The organism is Neisseria sp. CCUG12390, assembly GCF_047837985.1.
GTDB lineage: Bacteria > Pseudomonadota > Gammaproteobacteria > Burkholderiales > Neisseriaceae > Neisseria.
The window spans coordinates 345,039-361,052 of the sequence record NZ_CP181244.1 but is presented as its reverse complement, the minus strand read 5'-3'; the positions used below and the strand labels follow the sequence as shown (position 1 = coordinate 361,052).

The 16,014-nt window shown below is 48.2% G+C and carries 10 protein-coding genes; 7 read left to right on the top strand and 3 right to left on the bottom strand.

The window, feature by feature from the left end:
* Nucleotides 1-398: 398 nt before the first annotated feature.
* Together ACM67E_RS01780 and ACM67E_RS01775 are read right to left on the bottom strand one after the other, a co-directional pair.
* Entirely contained in the window at nucleotides 399-1,883 is a 1,485-nt protein-coding gene (locus tag ACM67E_RS01780) for a surface lipoprotein assembly modifier (protein WP_416192715.1), read from the bottom strand.
* Between the two features lie 121 nt (nucleotides 1,884-2,004).
* Nucleotides 2,005-3,699, bottom strand: a complete 1,695-nt coding sequence (locus ACM67E_RS01775; protein WP_416191936.1) for a transferrin-binding protein-like solute binding protein — start codon at nucleotides 3,697-3,699, stop codon at nucleotides 2,005-2,007.
* A gap of 372 nt (nucleotides 3,700-4,071) precedes the next feature.
* On the opposite strand from ACM67E_RS01775, the gene lspA reads away from it, so the two are divergent.
* From lspA to glyS, 7 genes are all read left to right on the top strand, one after another.
* On the top strand, nucleotides 4,072-4,560 hold the full coding sequence (gene lspA / locus ACM67E_RS01770; RefSeq protein ID WP_416191935.1) for a signal peptidase II: 489 nt from the start codon (nucleotides 4,072-4,074) through the stop codon (nucleotides 4,558-4,560).
* Nucleotides 4,561-4,822: 262 nt separating this feature from the next.
* Nucleotides 4,823-5,791: a 4-hydroxy-3-methylbut-2-enyl diphosphate reductase gene (gene ispH / locus ACM67E_RS01765; protein ID WP_416191934.1), complete on the top strand. Its 969-nt coding sequence runs from the start codon at nucleotides 4,823-4,825 to the stop codon at nucleotides 5,789-5,791.
* A 246-nt stretch (nucleotides 5,792-6,037) separates the two neighbouring features.
* A complete protein-coding gene (gene glyQ / locus ACM67E_RS01760) occupies nucleotides 6,038-6,949 on the top strand; it encodes a glycine--tRNA ligase subunit alpha (RefSeq protein ID WP_416191933.1) in 912 nt (303 codons plus the stop codon).
* A 198-nt stretch (nucleotides 6,950-7,147) separates the two neighbouring features.
* A complete protein-coding gene (msbA, locus tag ACM67E_RS01755) occupies nucleotides 7,148-8,992 on the top strand; it encodes a lipid A export permease/ATP-binding protein MsbA (protein WP_416191932.1) in 1,845 nt (614 codons plus the stop codon).
* Between the two features lie 43 nt (nucleotides 8,993-9,035).
* On the top strand, nucleotides 9,036-11,153 hold the full coding sequence (locus tag ACM67E_RS01750; RefSeq protein ID WP_416191931.1) for an HAD family hydrolase: 2,118 nt from the start codon (nucleotides 9,036-9,038) through the stop codon (nucleotides 11,151-11,153).
* Nucleotides 11,154-11,172: 19 nt separating this feature from the next.
* Nucleotides 11,173-12,279 (top strand): glycosyltransferase family 2 protein, encoded by a 1,107-nt coding sequence (locus ACM67E_RS01745; RefSeq protein WP_416191930.1) that lies wholly within the window; start codon nucleotides 11,173-11,175, stop codon nucleotides 12,277-12,279.
* 18 nt (nucleotides 12,280-12,297) lie between these two features.
* The gene (gene glyS / locus ACM67E_RS01740) at nucleotides 12,298-14,361 is read left to right on the top strand and encodes a glycine--tRNA ligase subunit beta (RefSeq protein WP_416192714.1); all 2,064 of its coding nucleotides are present in this window, start codon (nucleotides 12,298-12,300) and stop codon (nucleotides 14,359-14,361) included.
* Between the two features lie 116 nt (nucleotides 14,362-14,477).
* Here the strand turns inward: glyS and ACM67E_RS01735 are convergent, their stop codons facing one another.
* On the bottom strand, nucleotides 14,478-15,869 hold the full coding sequence (locus tag ACM67E_RS01735) for a KAP family P-loop NTPase fold protein (RefSeq protein WP_416191929.1): 1,392 nt from the start codon (nucleotides 15,867-15,869) through the stop codon (nucleotides 14,478-14,480).
* Nucleotides 15,870-16,014 lie beyond the last annotated feature (145 nt).

The window sequence follows — 16,014 nt, the reverse complement described above, 5'->3', positions numbered from 1 at the left end:
CAGACGGCCTTTTGATTAAAATTATGTTGGGACGCCGCTGTTGATGGTTTTAAAAACCGCAGTTATTCAATTACCTGCTCCCTCTCCTGAGAAAGTGCTTTATTTAATTAGGAAACCGTCAATATGTAGGGTGGGCACTTGCTGCCCACAAAAATCCGAATCATGAACAGGTTTAGAAAATTTCCCATGATTCGATTTTTAACCTAATGTTTTTATTTCATTTTCTTGAGGTAAAATCTACCGTAGACAAACTCAAGAAAAACAAAACGCGTGGGCAACAAGTGCCCACCCTACCCGTTTCTAATCACGGACGATCGTGTAAGTACGGTTCGCAGCCCCAAGCTGCGTAACCGTACAAAATTTAACGCCGTCTGAAAAACTTTCAGACGGCCTTGTCATCAAAACGTCTTACCCAACTCGATAAACATACGGTTTTTGCTGTATTCGTACAATTTATCGTTGCTCAGCGTCCGATGGTGGGAAACGGTCAGGCGCGGGGTGATGCCTTTGAAATGGACGGCGCGGTGCCACAACGACAGGGTTGCGCCCAATTCCTTATCCTGCCGCTTGTCGCCGTTGCTGAAAAAGCTCGCATCGTCATAATGGCGTTTGGCCGCGGTCAGCTGCAGGCGGGTGGACAAGCCGCCGTTCCATTCCTGTCCCCATGCGCCGCGCACGCCGTAGCGGTCGAAGCTTTCCGACGCATCGTCTTTATTGCGGTCGCGGTACCAGTCCGCCCCTGCCAGCCAATATTGCCGCGCGTCGGCATAATACACCAGCGAGCCGCTGAACAGCATGCTCCGGCTGTCGCTGCGTTCGCGTGCGGTGTTTTTCAGACGGCCGAACTCCGCCGCCGTCAGCGTTTGAATTTTCGGCGTATGCCAACGATTGAAATGCAGGCGCACGCCGTTGGTGTAGGTATAAGGGTCGTTGCCGTAAAAGCGGCGTTCGTGAAACGGCGCGATGCCCGCATCGTTGCGCTGGTCGGCATGGCCGATGCCGACCGAAGCCCTGCCGATTAAATCATTGTATTTCGTATGGCTCGGATAAATTTTGCCGTACACATCCGCCCCTGCCGTGGCATACCAGCCTTTCGGCAGAGACCACTTTTTCTCCGCGCCGATTTGGTAGTTGACGGCGGCCGCGTCAATCGGCGCATCGAATGTCCAGCCGCGGAAACAGTCGTCGCCCGCATCTTTACTCCGCGCCTTTTCGCATTCTTCCGCCGACAACCAGTCACCCAAACGACGCTCGCTCGGGGCTTGGTTGATGTTTTGCTCGCGGGTGACGTTCAGCGACGCGTTAAACTGCCAAGAATCCCGTTCGCGCAAGGCTTGGCGGTAGGTTTCCACCAATTTTTTAAAGCCCTCGGGCATATCCTCACCCTGCAAACGGTCGAACTGGTCGGCGGCCGCCTCGTTCTGCCGGTCTTCAAACAAGGCCCTGGCCAACTGCAGACGCACCATCGGCGCATTCGGATTTTCCGCAATAAATTCACGGTATTGCGCCACCGCCTCATCCGCACGCCCCTCGCCCTGCGCCAGCAGGCCGCCTGCATAACGCGCCATCGCCTTATCGTGTTGCGGCCATTTCCGATAAATCGGCAACACCGCCTTGATACCGGCGGTATTCTGCGCCACCACCGCCGAATACATTGCCCGTTCCAGCAACTCGGTATCCGCCAGCAGCATCTGCTCGTTCACTTCCAACACCCTTTCAGACGGCCTTTCCCCGTCTGCGGCATTTGCCGGCGCAGTCTGATTTTGCGGCTCCGCCACCTGAATGTTCAACTCCGCTGCCGTGCCCGGCTCCGGCGGTTTAACCGCATCCGCCGCGCAAACCGCCGCCGGAAACAGCAGCCATGACAACACCGCTTTTTTCATCATGTTCATCAATGTTTTTCCCGAAATGTTTCAAATCGTTTTTTTATGCAAAATCTATATTTCGCATTCAGGCAAACAGGCCGTCTGAAATTTTTCAGACGGCCTGTTTACCGCTCAAAGCTTATTGGCGTTTCGCACCGTAACCGCCGATTAACTGCTCAGTCGCATTCTTCAGGCCGTAAGTACCGCCAATTTCAGCAGCATTCGCGCCGTAGAATTTACCGTTCAAATCGCCGCTTAAACCGTTAGTGGTTTTTGCATTGCCGACAAAGTGGTTAGCATTACCCCAAGCAGCAGTACCTTTGATATTGTAGTCAGCTGCAGCTGTACTGGTACGTACGCCGTTATTCAGACTGTGGAACTGAGAATTCAGCGTTTCGAAACGTACGCCTTTTTTGGCAAAATCAACCACAGCTTTGACATCAGCAGTTAACTGACGCTGTTTACCGCCTTCAACCAAATAGGCAGTAGTCAAACCGTTATACGTCGCTGTACCGTTGGCGGGCAGGCTGCCGAATACGGTTTCATCGCCCAAGGTTTGATAACCGTGAATCACACCGTTTTTCGGATCGGTGTAATGCGCAAAAGTTTGGTAAGTCCAACCTGCAGCCGCCGGATCGTGCATCACAATACGGGTGCCATCAGTAAACTGTACAATATATACACCGTCGAATTTTTTATCAAACACCAAACCGTTTTTATCTTTTTTGATATAGGCAATTCCGCCAACTGAACTTTCTACATTATCAGCCAATTGGGGACGTGCCGTCATGTAAGCATCGTAAAGTGGCTGCCACTTGTCAATTTCCTTTTGGGCTTCTTTACGTGCCACGTCATCTTGTGCTGATTCCAGTGCTTTTTTGGCTGATTCCAGTGCTTTATAAGCCTCTTCAATTGCAGTATCGAAACTTGCCGTACCGGTAGCAAATTTACTGCCTGTTGGCAAACCGCTATGTGTACTAACATCAGATTTAGAAATACCACCCGAATAGGCCTTAGCAATCATTGAATATGGCGTAGTAAAATTAACAGTAGTAGCATTACCTGCCGCCGTACTGTTATTAATCACCACACCATCCAACTTCACTTCTTGATTGGCATTCGACTCTAAAGAACTAATCAAACCGCCTTGATTGGTCGTAAAATCATTTTGACCATCGATTTTGCGCAACTGAATGTTCGGGTTGTTTTGTTGTGCTGCGGCTGACTCGATAAAATCGGTGTGCAGCGGAGTCGGCAGGTTAAGCGCAGCGAGCGGGCTATGGTCAGTTACCAATTGCGCCGACAACTTGTCAAGTTTGGATTTTTCAGCTGTAGTAATCAATGTTTTCTGCTGTTCATTCAATGCATTGAATGCTTGCTGTGTCTCAGTCAACGCTTTCTCTTCTTCGGCAGTATCCACATCTTTGGCTGAATCAGGTAAAGCCGAAATTTTCTTTTTTACTGCATCTACTGCGGAATCTGCTGCCTGAATCACTGTTCCATCAGCAGACTTACTTCCTTCCGCCGCTCTTTTCACAGCTTCTTCTGCCGCCTTGAGCCTGTCCAAAGTGTCTTTACCGACCAACTGTTTAGAAGCGTCAGAAAGACTATTATAAGCATTAATAACGGCAGCCACCGCACCGGCATCGGCAGCAGTAAGTTCTTCCACTGGTTTCAACGCAGCAGCTTTGTCAATCACGCTGCGTGCACTGGCGGCATTATTTACTAATTCCGTACTCGGCGAGCTACCGCCGCCACCGCCACCACAAGCCGACAACAACGCTGCGCTAACTGCAGTGAATAAAATGGTTTTAATCTTGGCATTTTTCAACATGAAAACTCCCTGTAATGGTATCTTTAAAAATCGGTTAATCTGTGAGCATACTTACTTTCCAAGCCGATTATTATGCATAAAAAATAAACAATTTGAAATATTTTTTTACATTTCATAAGGAACTTTTTGCCCATTCCCTGATTTTTGTTTTACTTATACGACAACAATATTTTCTATTGCCCATAGACACTCAAAAACCAAATTTACCGAGATTTGAAATATTTATTTATCTCAAAACAGATTTATCTAACCCATAGGTTACGCATTTCCTCGCTTAAGATTTCCTGTTTCAAATGCATTGATTTCACCCACACCTTAGCTTTGCTTTCGGGTAGAATACCCCCTTTTACCGACTTCAGGCCGTCTGAAAACATGAGTTCTAAAATTCCTTATCTGCTGCTGGCTTCGGCGGCAATCGTGCTCGACCAAATCAGTAAATTATGGACGCTGGCGAATTTCCGCTATCAGGAACGCGTCAATATCATTCCCGATTTTTTCGATTGGACGCTGGTGTTCAATCCGGGCGCAGCGTTCAGCTTTTTGGCCGATCAGGGCGGCTGGCAGAAGTATTTCTTTTTGACGCTGGCTCTGGTCATCAGCGCGTATTTGTGGCGCGGGATTGCGAAAAACGATTTTGCTCGCTGGGGCAAAATCGGCGCGGCGATGATTATCGGCGGGGCAATCGGCAACGCCAGCGACCGCGTAATTCACGGCCATGTGGTTGATTTTTTACTGTTTTATTGGCAAGATTGGTACTACCCTGCGTTCAACATCGCCGACAGTTTTATCTGCGTGGGCGCGGTGTTGCTGGTATTGGACGGTTTTTCAGGCAAGCATAAGAAAGATAAGCAGGCCGTCTGAAATGCGTAGGATATACATTTACTGCCCGCCTCCATCGGCCGAACCCAAAGCTTGAATATTAAATTGCGTGGGCAACGAGTGCCCACCTTCATCAGCCGAACCGTAAGACTGTCAGATTTAAAATTACGTGGGCAGCGAGTGCCCACCCTACCATTTGACTGACTGTTGATTATTCGGATTGAACCCTGATAAATGCTTTATGTTTTCAGACGGCCTGTAACCATACAAGGCCGTCTGAAACGGAATTTTTCGGAATACACACATGACGAACAAAACCATTATGTTGGCAAATCCACGCGGCTTTTGCGCCGGTGTCGACCGTGCCATCGCGATTGTGGAACGCGCGCTGGAGGAATTCGGTGCGCCGATTTATGTGCGCCACGAGGTCGTGCACAATAAATTCGTGGTGGACAATCTGCGTGACAAGGGGGCGGTGTTTATTGAGGAATTGTCGGAAGTGCCGCCCGGAGCCACGCTGATTTATTCGGCGCACGGGGTGTCGAAAGCGGTGCAGGAAGAGGCGCAACGGCGCGGTTTCCGCGTATTTGACGCAACTTGTCCGCTGGTGACGAAGGTGCATAAGGAAGTGGCGCGCTTGGATGCGCAGGATTATCAGATTATTATGATCGGCCACAAGGGGCATGTCGAGGTGGAAGGCACGATGGGGCAGCTTCCGCCGGGCAAAATGCTTTTGGTAGAAACGGTCGAGGACGTGGCCGCGATGGAAGTTGCCGATCCCGACAAGCTGGCTTATGTGAGCCAGACGACTTTGTCGGTCGATGAAACCAAAGACATCATCGATGCGCTGAACGTGCGTTTTCCGAACATCCGCAATCCGCATAAGGAAGACATTTGCTACGCCACCACCAACCGTCAGAAAGCAGTCAAGGATTTGGCGACGGAATGCGATATTGTGATTGTGGTCGGTTCGCCCAATTCGTCCAACAGCAACCGCCTGCGCGAAGTGGCGGCGGTGCGCGGTGTGGATGCTTATATGGTGGACAATGCAAGTTATTTGCGGCAGGAATGGTTTGAGGGGAAAACCAAAGTCGGCGTCACCGCCGGAGCCTCCGCGCCGGAAGTGTTGGTGCAGGAAGTGCTGCAAACCATTCAATCCTGGGGACACGATACGGTAAGAGAAGGAGAAGGTGCGGAGGAAAGCATTGTGTTCGTATTGCCGAAAGAATTGCGCCGCGAGGGTGAGAACAAGCAGGTTTTGAATAAGGGTTAAGTTACCTTCAATTATAACAGGCCGTCTGAAATATGATCTTTCAGACGGCCTGCGTTAGAAAAAACAGAAGTATAGGCAGTCTGCCCTAAAAAAGCTTACTTAACAACTTAAGTAAGCTTTTTTGGTTTCAAATACTTTCTTGCAAAGGCCGTCTGAAAAAACAGCGTGTCCCCACCGACAAAACTATCCAAACACGCATCAAAATAGTAGAATAAAGCCCTTTATTATTATCTGAATAACACGGCCATGCTGACCTTCCAACAAATCATCTTCAAACTGCAAACCTTCTGGGCCGACCGCGGCTGCACCCTGATCCAACCTTTCGACATGGAAGTCGGCGCCGGCACCTCGCATCCCGCCACCTGCCTGCGCGCACTCGGCCCCGAGCCGTGGTACGCAGCTTATGTGCAGCCCAGCCGCCGCCCGAAAGACGGCCGCTACGGCGACAATCCCAACCGTTTGCAGCACTATTACCAATTCCAAGTCGCCCTCAAACCCGCCCCGGCCGACATCCAAGACCTGTATCTCGACAGCCTGCGCGAACTGGGCATCGACCCGAAAGTCCACGACATCCGCTTTGTGGAAGACGACTGGGAAAACCCCACCCTCGGCGCATGGGGCTTGGGCTGGGAGGTATGGCTCAACGGCATGGAAGTGACCCAGTTTACCTATTTCCAGCAGGTCGGCGGCATCGACTGCTCGCCCGTGCTCGGCGAAATCACCTACGGCATCGAACGCTTGGCCATGTATCTGCAAGGCGTTGAAAACGTATATGATTTGGTGTGGAGCCGCACGCCCGACGGCACGCCCGTCACCTACGGCGACGTGTACCATCAAAACGAAGTGGAACAGTCCACCTACAACTTCGAATACAGCGACGCCGAATGGCTGCTGCGCCAGTTCAACGACTACGAAGCCCAAGCCAAACGCCTGCTCGAACAGGAAGACGCGCAACTTGCCCTGCCCGCCTACGAGCTGGTTTTGAAAGCCGGCCACACGTTCAACCTGCTCGACGCGCGCGGCGCGATTTCCGTTACCGAACGCGCCACCTACATCGGCCGCATCCGCACATTGAGCCGCATCGTCGCGCAGAAATTCGTGGAGAGCCGCGAGAAACTGGGTTTCCCGCTGATTAAGAACAAAGCGGAAGCGGCATAAAGTTTTTCAGACGGCCTGTATCCATATTCAGAAGGCCGTCTGAAAACATGTTCTGCAAGGCGGAATCATTCTACTGCTGCGGTTCGGCAGTAAAAGGCAAATCCGTTCCCTTGTCCGCATATTGCTTTTCAGACGGCCTGTCTGCCGGCAAATGCCTGTCTGAAAACATTTCCAACCCTACTGCATAAACCTTAGCCCATGATAGAAAAACTGACCTTCGGTCTCTTCACCAAAGCCGACACGCACAATTTCATGCGGCTGCTCACTTACGTGAAGCCTTACAAAGCACGCATCATCTGGGCATTGTTTGCCATTGTCGGCGTGGCCGCCACCGAAAGCTATCTGGCCGCCTTTATCGCGCCTTTGGTCAACCAAGGTTTCGCCGCGCCCGCCGCGCCGCCGGAATTAAACGCCGCCAGCGGTATCGTCGCCACCGTGCAAAACTGGAAAAACCAGTTCAACCACATGATTTGGGGTACGGAAAACAAGGTCTGGACGGTGCCGCTGTTTCTGGTTGCCATCGTGTTGGTACGGGGCATCTGCCGCTTCGCCAGCACCTACCTGATGACTTGGGTGTCGGTGATGGCCGTGAGCCATATCCGCCGCGACATGTTCAAACACATGCTCACTCTTTCTTCTGATTACCACCAAAAAAACCCGTCGGGAACGGTTTTGATGAGCATGGTGCAGATGGCCGAACAGTCCATCAGCAACGCCAGCAACGTGTTTATCGTACTGACGCGCGATACGCTGATTGTCATCGGCCTGGTGTGCGTGCTGCTGTATCTAAACTGGCAGCTGAGTTTGGTGGTGCTGCTGATGTTCCCGCTGCTGTCGCTGCTGTCGCGCTACTACCGCAACCGCCTGAAAAGCATCATCTCCAGCGCGCAGCAGAGCATCGGCACGCTGAACAACGTGGTCAACGAAATCCACCAAGGCCACCGCGTAGTGAAGCTGTTCGGCGGGCAAAAGCAGGCCGCCGGCCGTTTCGCCGAAGTCAACCACACCATCGTGCGGCTGGGCAAAAAAATCACGCAGGCCACCGCCGCGCGTTCCCCGTTCAGCGAACTCATCGCCTCGTTCGCCCTTGCCGTGGTGATTTTCATCGCCCTGTGGCAGAGCCAGAAAGGCTACACCACCATCGGCGAATTCATGGCCTTTATCGTCGCCATGCTGCAAATGCTCGGCCCCATCAAAAACCTGGCCAACATCAGCATCCCCATGCAGACCATGTTTCTGGCTTCGGATGCCGTGTGCGGCTTTCTGGACGAACAGCCTGAAACAGACAACGGCAGCAAAACCCTGCAAAACGTATCAGGCCGTCTGAAATTCGAAAACGTGGACGTGCGCTATCAGGCCGACGGCAAAAAAGCCTTGGACAATTTCAGCCTGGACATCCGCGCCGGAGAGCGCGTCGCCCTGGTAGGACGCTCCGGCAGCGGCAAAACCACCGTCGTCAACCTGCTGCCGCGCTTCGTCGAACCCAGCGCTGGCAATATCTTTATCGACGGCGAAAACATCGCCGACCTGAAACTCACCAACCTGCGCGCCCAATTCGCGCTGGTGTCGCAAGACGTTTTCCTGTTCGACGACACCCTGTTCGAAAACGTGCGCTACAGCCGTCCCGAAGCCACCGAAGCCGAAGTCATGGCCGCGCTCGAAGCCGCCAATCTGAAAGACTTGGTGCAGAATTCCCCGCACGGCCTGCACCAGCCCATCGGCGCCAACGGCGGCCAGCTTTCAGGCGGCCAACGCCAACGCGTCTCCATCGCCCGCGCCATCCTGAAAGACGCCCCCATTCTGCTGCTCGACGAAGCCACCAGCGCGCTGGATAACGAATCCGAACGCCTCGTCCAACAGGCCTTGGAAAACCTGATGCACGGCCGCACCAGCATCATCGTTGCCCACCGCTTGAGCACGATTGAGCAGGCTGACCGCATTATTGTGATGGATGAAGGTCATATTGTTGAGCAGGGTGTACATGCAGAGTTAATACGGAAAGGCGGTTACTACGCTGCTTTACAGAAAATACCGAATCAGTAATTCAATAATCCGAATTTTTAATTTCAGGTAAGGGAAAAATAAAATGAAACGCAATCCAACCAGCCTATTGCAAGACGTTAGAAAAAGTTTTGAAAATCATGGAATGGCTGTAGATGAACAATATATCCAACTCATATTGAATCAAGCGAAAGATGTAGATGTTGTATCGTTTGATATTTTCGATACATTGGTTACACGCTTATTTGAATGTCCGATAGATGTTTTTGCCTATGTTGAAAATGTATTGCTGTTTAATGGATATGAAGAATGCGCAGGCTTCGCCAGGCATCGTTTACAAGCGGAAGAAATGGCGAGAAATTTTGCTTGGCAGGAAAGAGGAGCCGAAGAAATATGTATTGATGAGATTTACGCCGCACTTAAGATATTAGTGCCCAATCTTTCTGAAGATTTGATTGTTCTTGCAAAAGAAACTGAAAAGCAAGCTGAAGTGTTGAGCTGTATTGCAGTTTCAGATAATTTGGCACTAATCCAAAAATTAAAAGCTGTAGGCAAAGAGATTATTTTTGTTTCAGATATGTATTTGAAACCTGATGATCTTAATCAAATATTAAAAGCCAATAAGTTAGATTTATATGATTACCTGTTTGTTTCTTCCGAAAACGGAAAAACAAAACATACCGGGAAAATATGGCAGGTAGTCAAAAATAAAATAGGGGATAAGAGCATTCTGCATATAGGTGATAATCAAATTGCCGATGTGGAGATTCCAAAAACCAAGTCAATACAATCATTTCACTACACAAGATTTCTAAATGAAAGAAGGACTGGTGCGAACTTAGATCCGTCACTTATAACTTTTTCTTTATTATCACAAGCGCAAAGATTGCGTAAAAATATTTCTCCAATAGAAAATGAAAATATTATTTGGGAAAACTTAGGCAGTTCTTTAGGCTCGCTGATTTTATACAGTTTTACCGATTGGTTGGAAGAGCAAATCAGAACCAACCAAACCGAACATATTTTCTTTTGTGCGAGAGATGCTCAAGTGATTGAAAAATGCTGGGATTTAAGAAATTTAAATGCAAAAAACAATACGACCTCCAGCTATTTATATGTTTCAAGAAGGGTATTGAGATATTCTTCTTGCTATATTGAGATCGTAAAAAACGGGCGGTTATCAAAAGAATCATTAAATTTTCTCACTCATGAATCTTGCCAAGTTGGAGACAGTTACCGAAAAATATTTAAAGATTTTAATTTGTCTGACGAAGACATATATGCAGCAGGGTTTAAAAAACATTTTGGTAATTTAAACAATACAATCGACTGGAAAAACATAGAACAATTAAAATCTTATATTCAGGAAAACCTGCTTGATTTAATGCTTCCTGCGTTTGAAAAAGTTTTCAAACCGACTGCCGAATATTATAAACAGGAAGGCTTGTTAAGTGAAAACAAGAAAGTAGCGATTGTGGATTTGGGGTGGTCTGGTACGATTCAATTGGCTATTACCAATATTCGGGAATACTTTGGCATTAAAAACAAAGTTTCCGGTTACTACTATGGTTTGTTTAGAGAGCATGTAACCGGTAGGCTTTTCAAAAATGGCGGGATGGAAGCACCATTTTGGCCTAAGTTTTTACGGCAAGATGAGAGAACCGTTTTAGAAAATGCGATTAATCTGTTGGAAAACTTACATTCTGCAAATCACGAAACTACGATAGATTTTGAACTGAAAGACGGTAAATACATACCTGTTTTCAAGGAAGATCAAGGGGATGAATATATAAACAGATTTGACCGGTCGATAAAACGGTTTCAGGAAGCCGCATTGCATGTTATTGGCATTTGGAGTAAAGGCGAAAGTTATCATGGCGTTGAAAGTGCCTGGGTTGGCTTAGAATCAGCAAAATCGGCAATGGCACAAGTATTTTGCTCTCCAAATAAAGAGGAAATAAGTATTTTGGGGCAGATACCGCATGCGCAATTGCATACGCATGAAGTATTTCATACTTTAATTCCCGCAATTCTTCCTAAATCTACGAGTGACGTAGATTTGTATCTGCAAAGAGGAGGATGGCCGGTCGGTGTGATGACTTACTGGAAAAACCAACGCTTGGATATTACTCATCCTCATCTATACGTAAGAGCTAAAAATATGTTTTTAAAATATGAAAAAATTCTTGTAAGTAAATTTTAAGTTAAACGGGAAAATTTAAATGTTTAATAAAAAGTTATATCCCTTTGAATACGATTTGGTATCGCATACAGCCGATACGCTTTCAGACGGTTCTGTTGCCATTATTACGAGAACAAAAAACCGTCCGGTTCTTTTGGCAAGAGCGTTAAACAGCGTGCTTGAGCAAAAATATCACAATTGGCATCTGTACATTGTCAACGATGGAGGAGACAAGCACGCAGTTGATAATTTGGTTGATGTTTATGCCGACCAATTCGGCGATAAAATTACCGTTATCCATAATGAAAAATCACTGGGGATGGAAGCAGCTTCTAATTGTGCCTTCCATCTTGCTAATGAAGAATTTATGGTTATTCATGACGATGACGATTCTTGGCATCCAGATTTTTTATTGGAAACAGTGGCATTTCTCAAGAAAAATCAAAATGCAGTTGGCGTGATTACCAATTGTTTGGTTATTCATGAAGAAATTCATCAAGATACGGTAAAAGAATTAGCTGTTTTCGAATGGGGGTATTGGAAAGATTTGATTGATATCGAAAACCTCATTCAAGGAAATGTTGCCCCGCCTATTTGCCTGTTAATCAGGATGAGCGCAGCAAAAATGATAGGAGGCTATAACGAGTTTTTACCGGTTTTAGGCGATTGGGACTACAACTTACGGCTCTTTCAAGTTGGTGAAATCAAAACGTTAAACAAAAAATTGGCTTATTACCATCACAGACCTAATGCCAATAACGCATACGGAAATTCCGTTATTGCAGGGATAGATAGACATCAGCAATATCAGGTGGAATATAGAAATGCCTTGGCAAGGCAGGCACTCAGAGAATCTCCGAGCAACTATGCTTTATTACATATCTTGCTGCATAAAGCGGAAACAAATAAAAATGACATGATATGGCATATACACAATTCGCGCGGTAATGCAAATATACATAGAGAAGGGCAGGAGGATTTATATGAAATGGTTTATTATTTTTATAAAAAAGTTAAACCATTTAGAGATTTCGCTAGAAAATTAAGGAGTAAACAAAGGGCTATTCGGCAAAGTTCTAAGACGTTGCGCCCTTTTGCACATAAAATCCGGGACTTTATCCGCAAATTACGCGGTAAAAATAAATAAATTTACAATGAGATTAATATTATGACCTCTTCCCTCCTTATCGAACTCCTAACCGAAGAACTCCCCCCGAAAGCCCTCAACACTTTGGGCAACCATTTCGCCGCTTCCGTTGCCGAAGGCTTGGAAAAAGCGCAACTGATTGACGGTGCGCCCGAATTTGCCGCCTACGCCTCGCCGCGCCGTTTGGCCGTGCAGGTGAAAAACGTCAAGCCCGTGCAGGCCGACCAGCAGATTGTGAAAAAAGGCCCTGCGGTGGCCAGCGGCATGAAAGACGGCCGGCCGACCAAGGCTCTGGAAGGCTTCGCACGCGGTGCGGGCGCGAAAATCGAAGATCTGAAAATCATCAGCGACGGCAAGCAGGACGTGTATGCGTACGAGTTTACCCAGCAGGGCAAAGGCCTGTCTGAATTATTGGAAGACATCATCAATCAGGCGGTGAAAAAGCTGCCGATTCCGAAAGTGATGCGCTGGGGCAGCAGCACCTTTACCTTTGTGCGTCCCGTTCACGGCTTGACGGTTCTGCACGGTGCGGACATTGTGAATGCGGGCGTTTTGGGTCTGCAAAGCGGCAACACCACCCTCGGCCACCGCTTCCTTTCAGACGGCCTGATTACGCTTGCGAATGCCGATTCTTACGCCGAACAGATGAGGAACGAAGGCAAAGTCATCGCTTCGTTTGCCGAACGCAAAGCCGCGATTCAGACGGCCTTGAACCAGCAGGCAGGCCGTCTGAACGCCACCGTGGCCGCCGACGAAGCCCTGCTCGACGAAGTGACCGCGCTGGTGGAATGGCCGGTGGTATTGGAAGCCGGTTTTGAGGAGCACTTCCTCGCTGTGCCGCAGGAATGCCTGATTCTGACCATGCAGCAAAACCAGAAATACTTCCCGCTGCTGGACGCAAACGGCAAGCTGATGAACCGCTTCCTGCTGGTTTCCAACCTCGAAACCGCCGACCCGTCGCACATCATTTCCGGCAACGAGCGCGTCTTGCGCGCGCGCCTTTCCGACGCGGAATTCTTCTACAAGCAAGACCAGAAAGCCACGCTCGAAAGCCGTCTGCCGAAACTCTCGCAAGTCGTTTACCACAACAAACTCGGCAGCCAGGCCGAACGCATCGAGCGTCTGGCCGCCATCAGCCGCCACATCGCCGCAAGTTTGGGCGCGGACACCGCCGCAGCCGAACGCGCCACCCGCCTGTCGAAAGCCGACTTGGTGACCGAAATGGTCGGCGAATTCCCCGAACTGCAAGGCACGATGGGCAAATACTACGCGCGTTTGGACGGCGAAAGCGAAGAAATCGCCAACGCCATCGAGCAGCACTACCGCCCCCGTTTCGCCGGCGACGCGCTGCCCGAAGGCAAGGTCGCAACCGCCGCCGCGTTGGCCGACAAACTCGAAACCCTCGTCGGCATCTGGGGCATCGGCCTGATTCCCACCGGCGACAAAGACCCCTACGCCCTGCGCCGCTCCGCCCTCGGCATTCTGCGCATGGTGATGCAGAACGATTTGGACGTGAACGAACTCGTTCAGACGGCCTTTGCCGCATTCCCGCAAGGCCAGCTCAACGAAAACACGCCGTCTGAAGTGGCCGAATTCATGCAGGCGCGCCTGGCCGTCTTGCTGCAAAACGATTACCCGCAAGACATCGTGGCCGCGGTTTTGGCGAAAAAACCGAGCCGTCTGAACGACGTGGAAGCCAAGCTCAAAGCCGTCGCCGCCTTCAAAGCCCTGCCCGAAGCCGCCGCGCTCGCCGCCGCCAACAAACGCGTGCAGAACCTGCTGAAAAAAGCCGACGCGGAATTGGGCGCGGTCAACGAAAGCCTGTTGCAGCAGGACGAAGAAAAAGCCCTGTTCGCCGCCGCCCAAGCCTTGCAGCCCAAAATCGCCGCCGCCGTCGCCCGCAGCGATTTTCAGACGGCTCTGACCAAACTCGCCTCCGTCAAACCACAGGTGGACGCGTTCTTCGACAAAGTGATGGTCATATCCGACCAGCCAGACGTGAAGCAAAACCGTTTGAATTTGCTGAACCAACTGGCGCAGCAGATGAACGCCGTGGCGGATATTGCGCTGTTGGGCGAGTAAGCTATTCTGATGGATTAAATCAACAGCAAAGGCCATCTGAAAGTATTTTTTACTTTCAGATGGCCTTTTAAAATTAAATTTCTAATTGTAAGTAACGAATTGTTTCTTTTACTGGCTCAAGTACTTTTTCTTGGGTATCCAACATTTCTAAAATATCTAGCGGCTTTTCCATACCAATAATTCTTATCTTCTTCACTCTGAAGAATAAATGATGAATTAATAGAACAGTCTCTTATCAACATTACTGCTATTACATCAACCATTGCTTGCGTATAATTTTCAGAAAATTGATATGATTCAAGAGAATAATCTGGTAATTTCGATATTCCAAAGAATTCAGCAAAATCCCGAGCATCAGTCTTATTCTGATAAATACTTTTTGCTAACTTCGAATCAAAGCAGTATATAAACACTCCTAATATAAACAATAACTTAAAACCCCAATCATATCCATCACCAAGTTTATTACCACTATATATCTGGTAAATCTCCAAATGTCTGACAAATGTTTCAACCTCCCTCAAAGATAGCTGGTGGTACTCAATTAAATAACCTATAAGCTCAATAAAGCCTCTCTGATTAAGTCCTGTGCCCGAAAGAGCGGAACTTTGTAAAATCAAATTACAAAAATGACTCTCTGCGGCTAATACCTGTAACTCATTTCTGAAATCCCCACCTTTTTCAGGAAGACTAAAACCATATTTCAAAAACTTATCCAAATACTTTTGTGCATCCACAGCCGCACCGTAACGGTGATGAATCGCCGCATGTAACTGCTGACTGTTGGTTACCAAAACCACTTTCACATTCTCCACATCAAAAACGTGCTTAATCGTTTCCAACATAGCCACGGCGTAATCGGGACGGCAACGGTCAAGCTCGTCGATAAAAAGCAGAATCGGCTTATCTGCCGCAAAACTTTCTAGAGATTTTCTAAGTGCTTCCAAATCTTTTTCTGCTTCAATCTGCTCTTTCAGTAAAATTTCGACTGTTGTATCAATAACTTTATCCGCCAAAGTTTTACCTGCTTCAGAAACACTCTCGGCCATTGATTCCGCATCGGCTTCACTCATTGCTTTTTGAAAATCACCGGCCAAATCATCTGCGCTTTGCCTAGCAATATGTCCTACCACAGCTTTTAATGCTGTTTTAGCAACAAATGCGCCACCCTTCTTAAACTTTCCAATTAAATTTTTCCGTTCAGAAGAAAGCTGGTCGTCTGAATCTTCAGGCGTACAATCTTTAATAATTTGTGCAAGTAATGCCAGTAATGGCTCGCTGCTATGATCGGAACGGAATGCATCCAGATACACGGTTTGATAATCTGGCTTTTCTTCTTTGATTAAAGCTATCAGCTTTTGACAAAACTCGGTTTTTCCCGTCCCCCAACCACCATCAATCACCATTGGTGAAATGTCGATATCCGAAGTCAACAGATTCATCAACTTTTCACCAATCTTCCTTCGCTGGAATTCATCTCTGTCATTAAAACTTAAACTTTGCGTCATCTGTATTCCCTTTCAATGCCGTCTTAAAAATGTTCTTTATGATATAGAGATGATTTGGGATTTTTAAATAGTACAAAGGCCGTCTGAACCTTTTCAGACGGCCTTTATTCCATGCCTACAATTAACTTTACTTTATAAGCAAAAC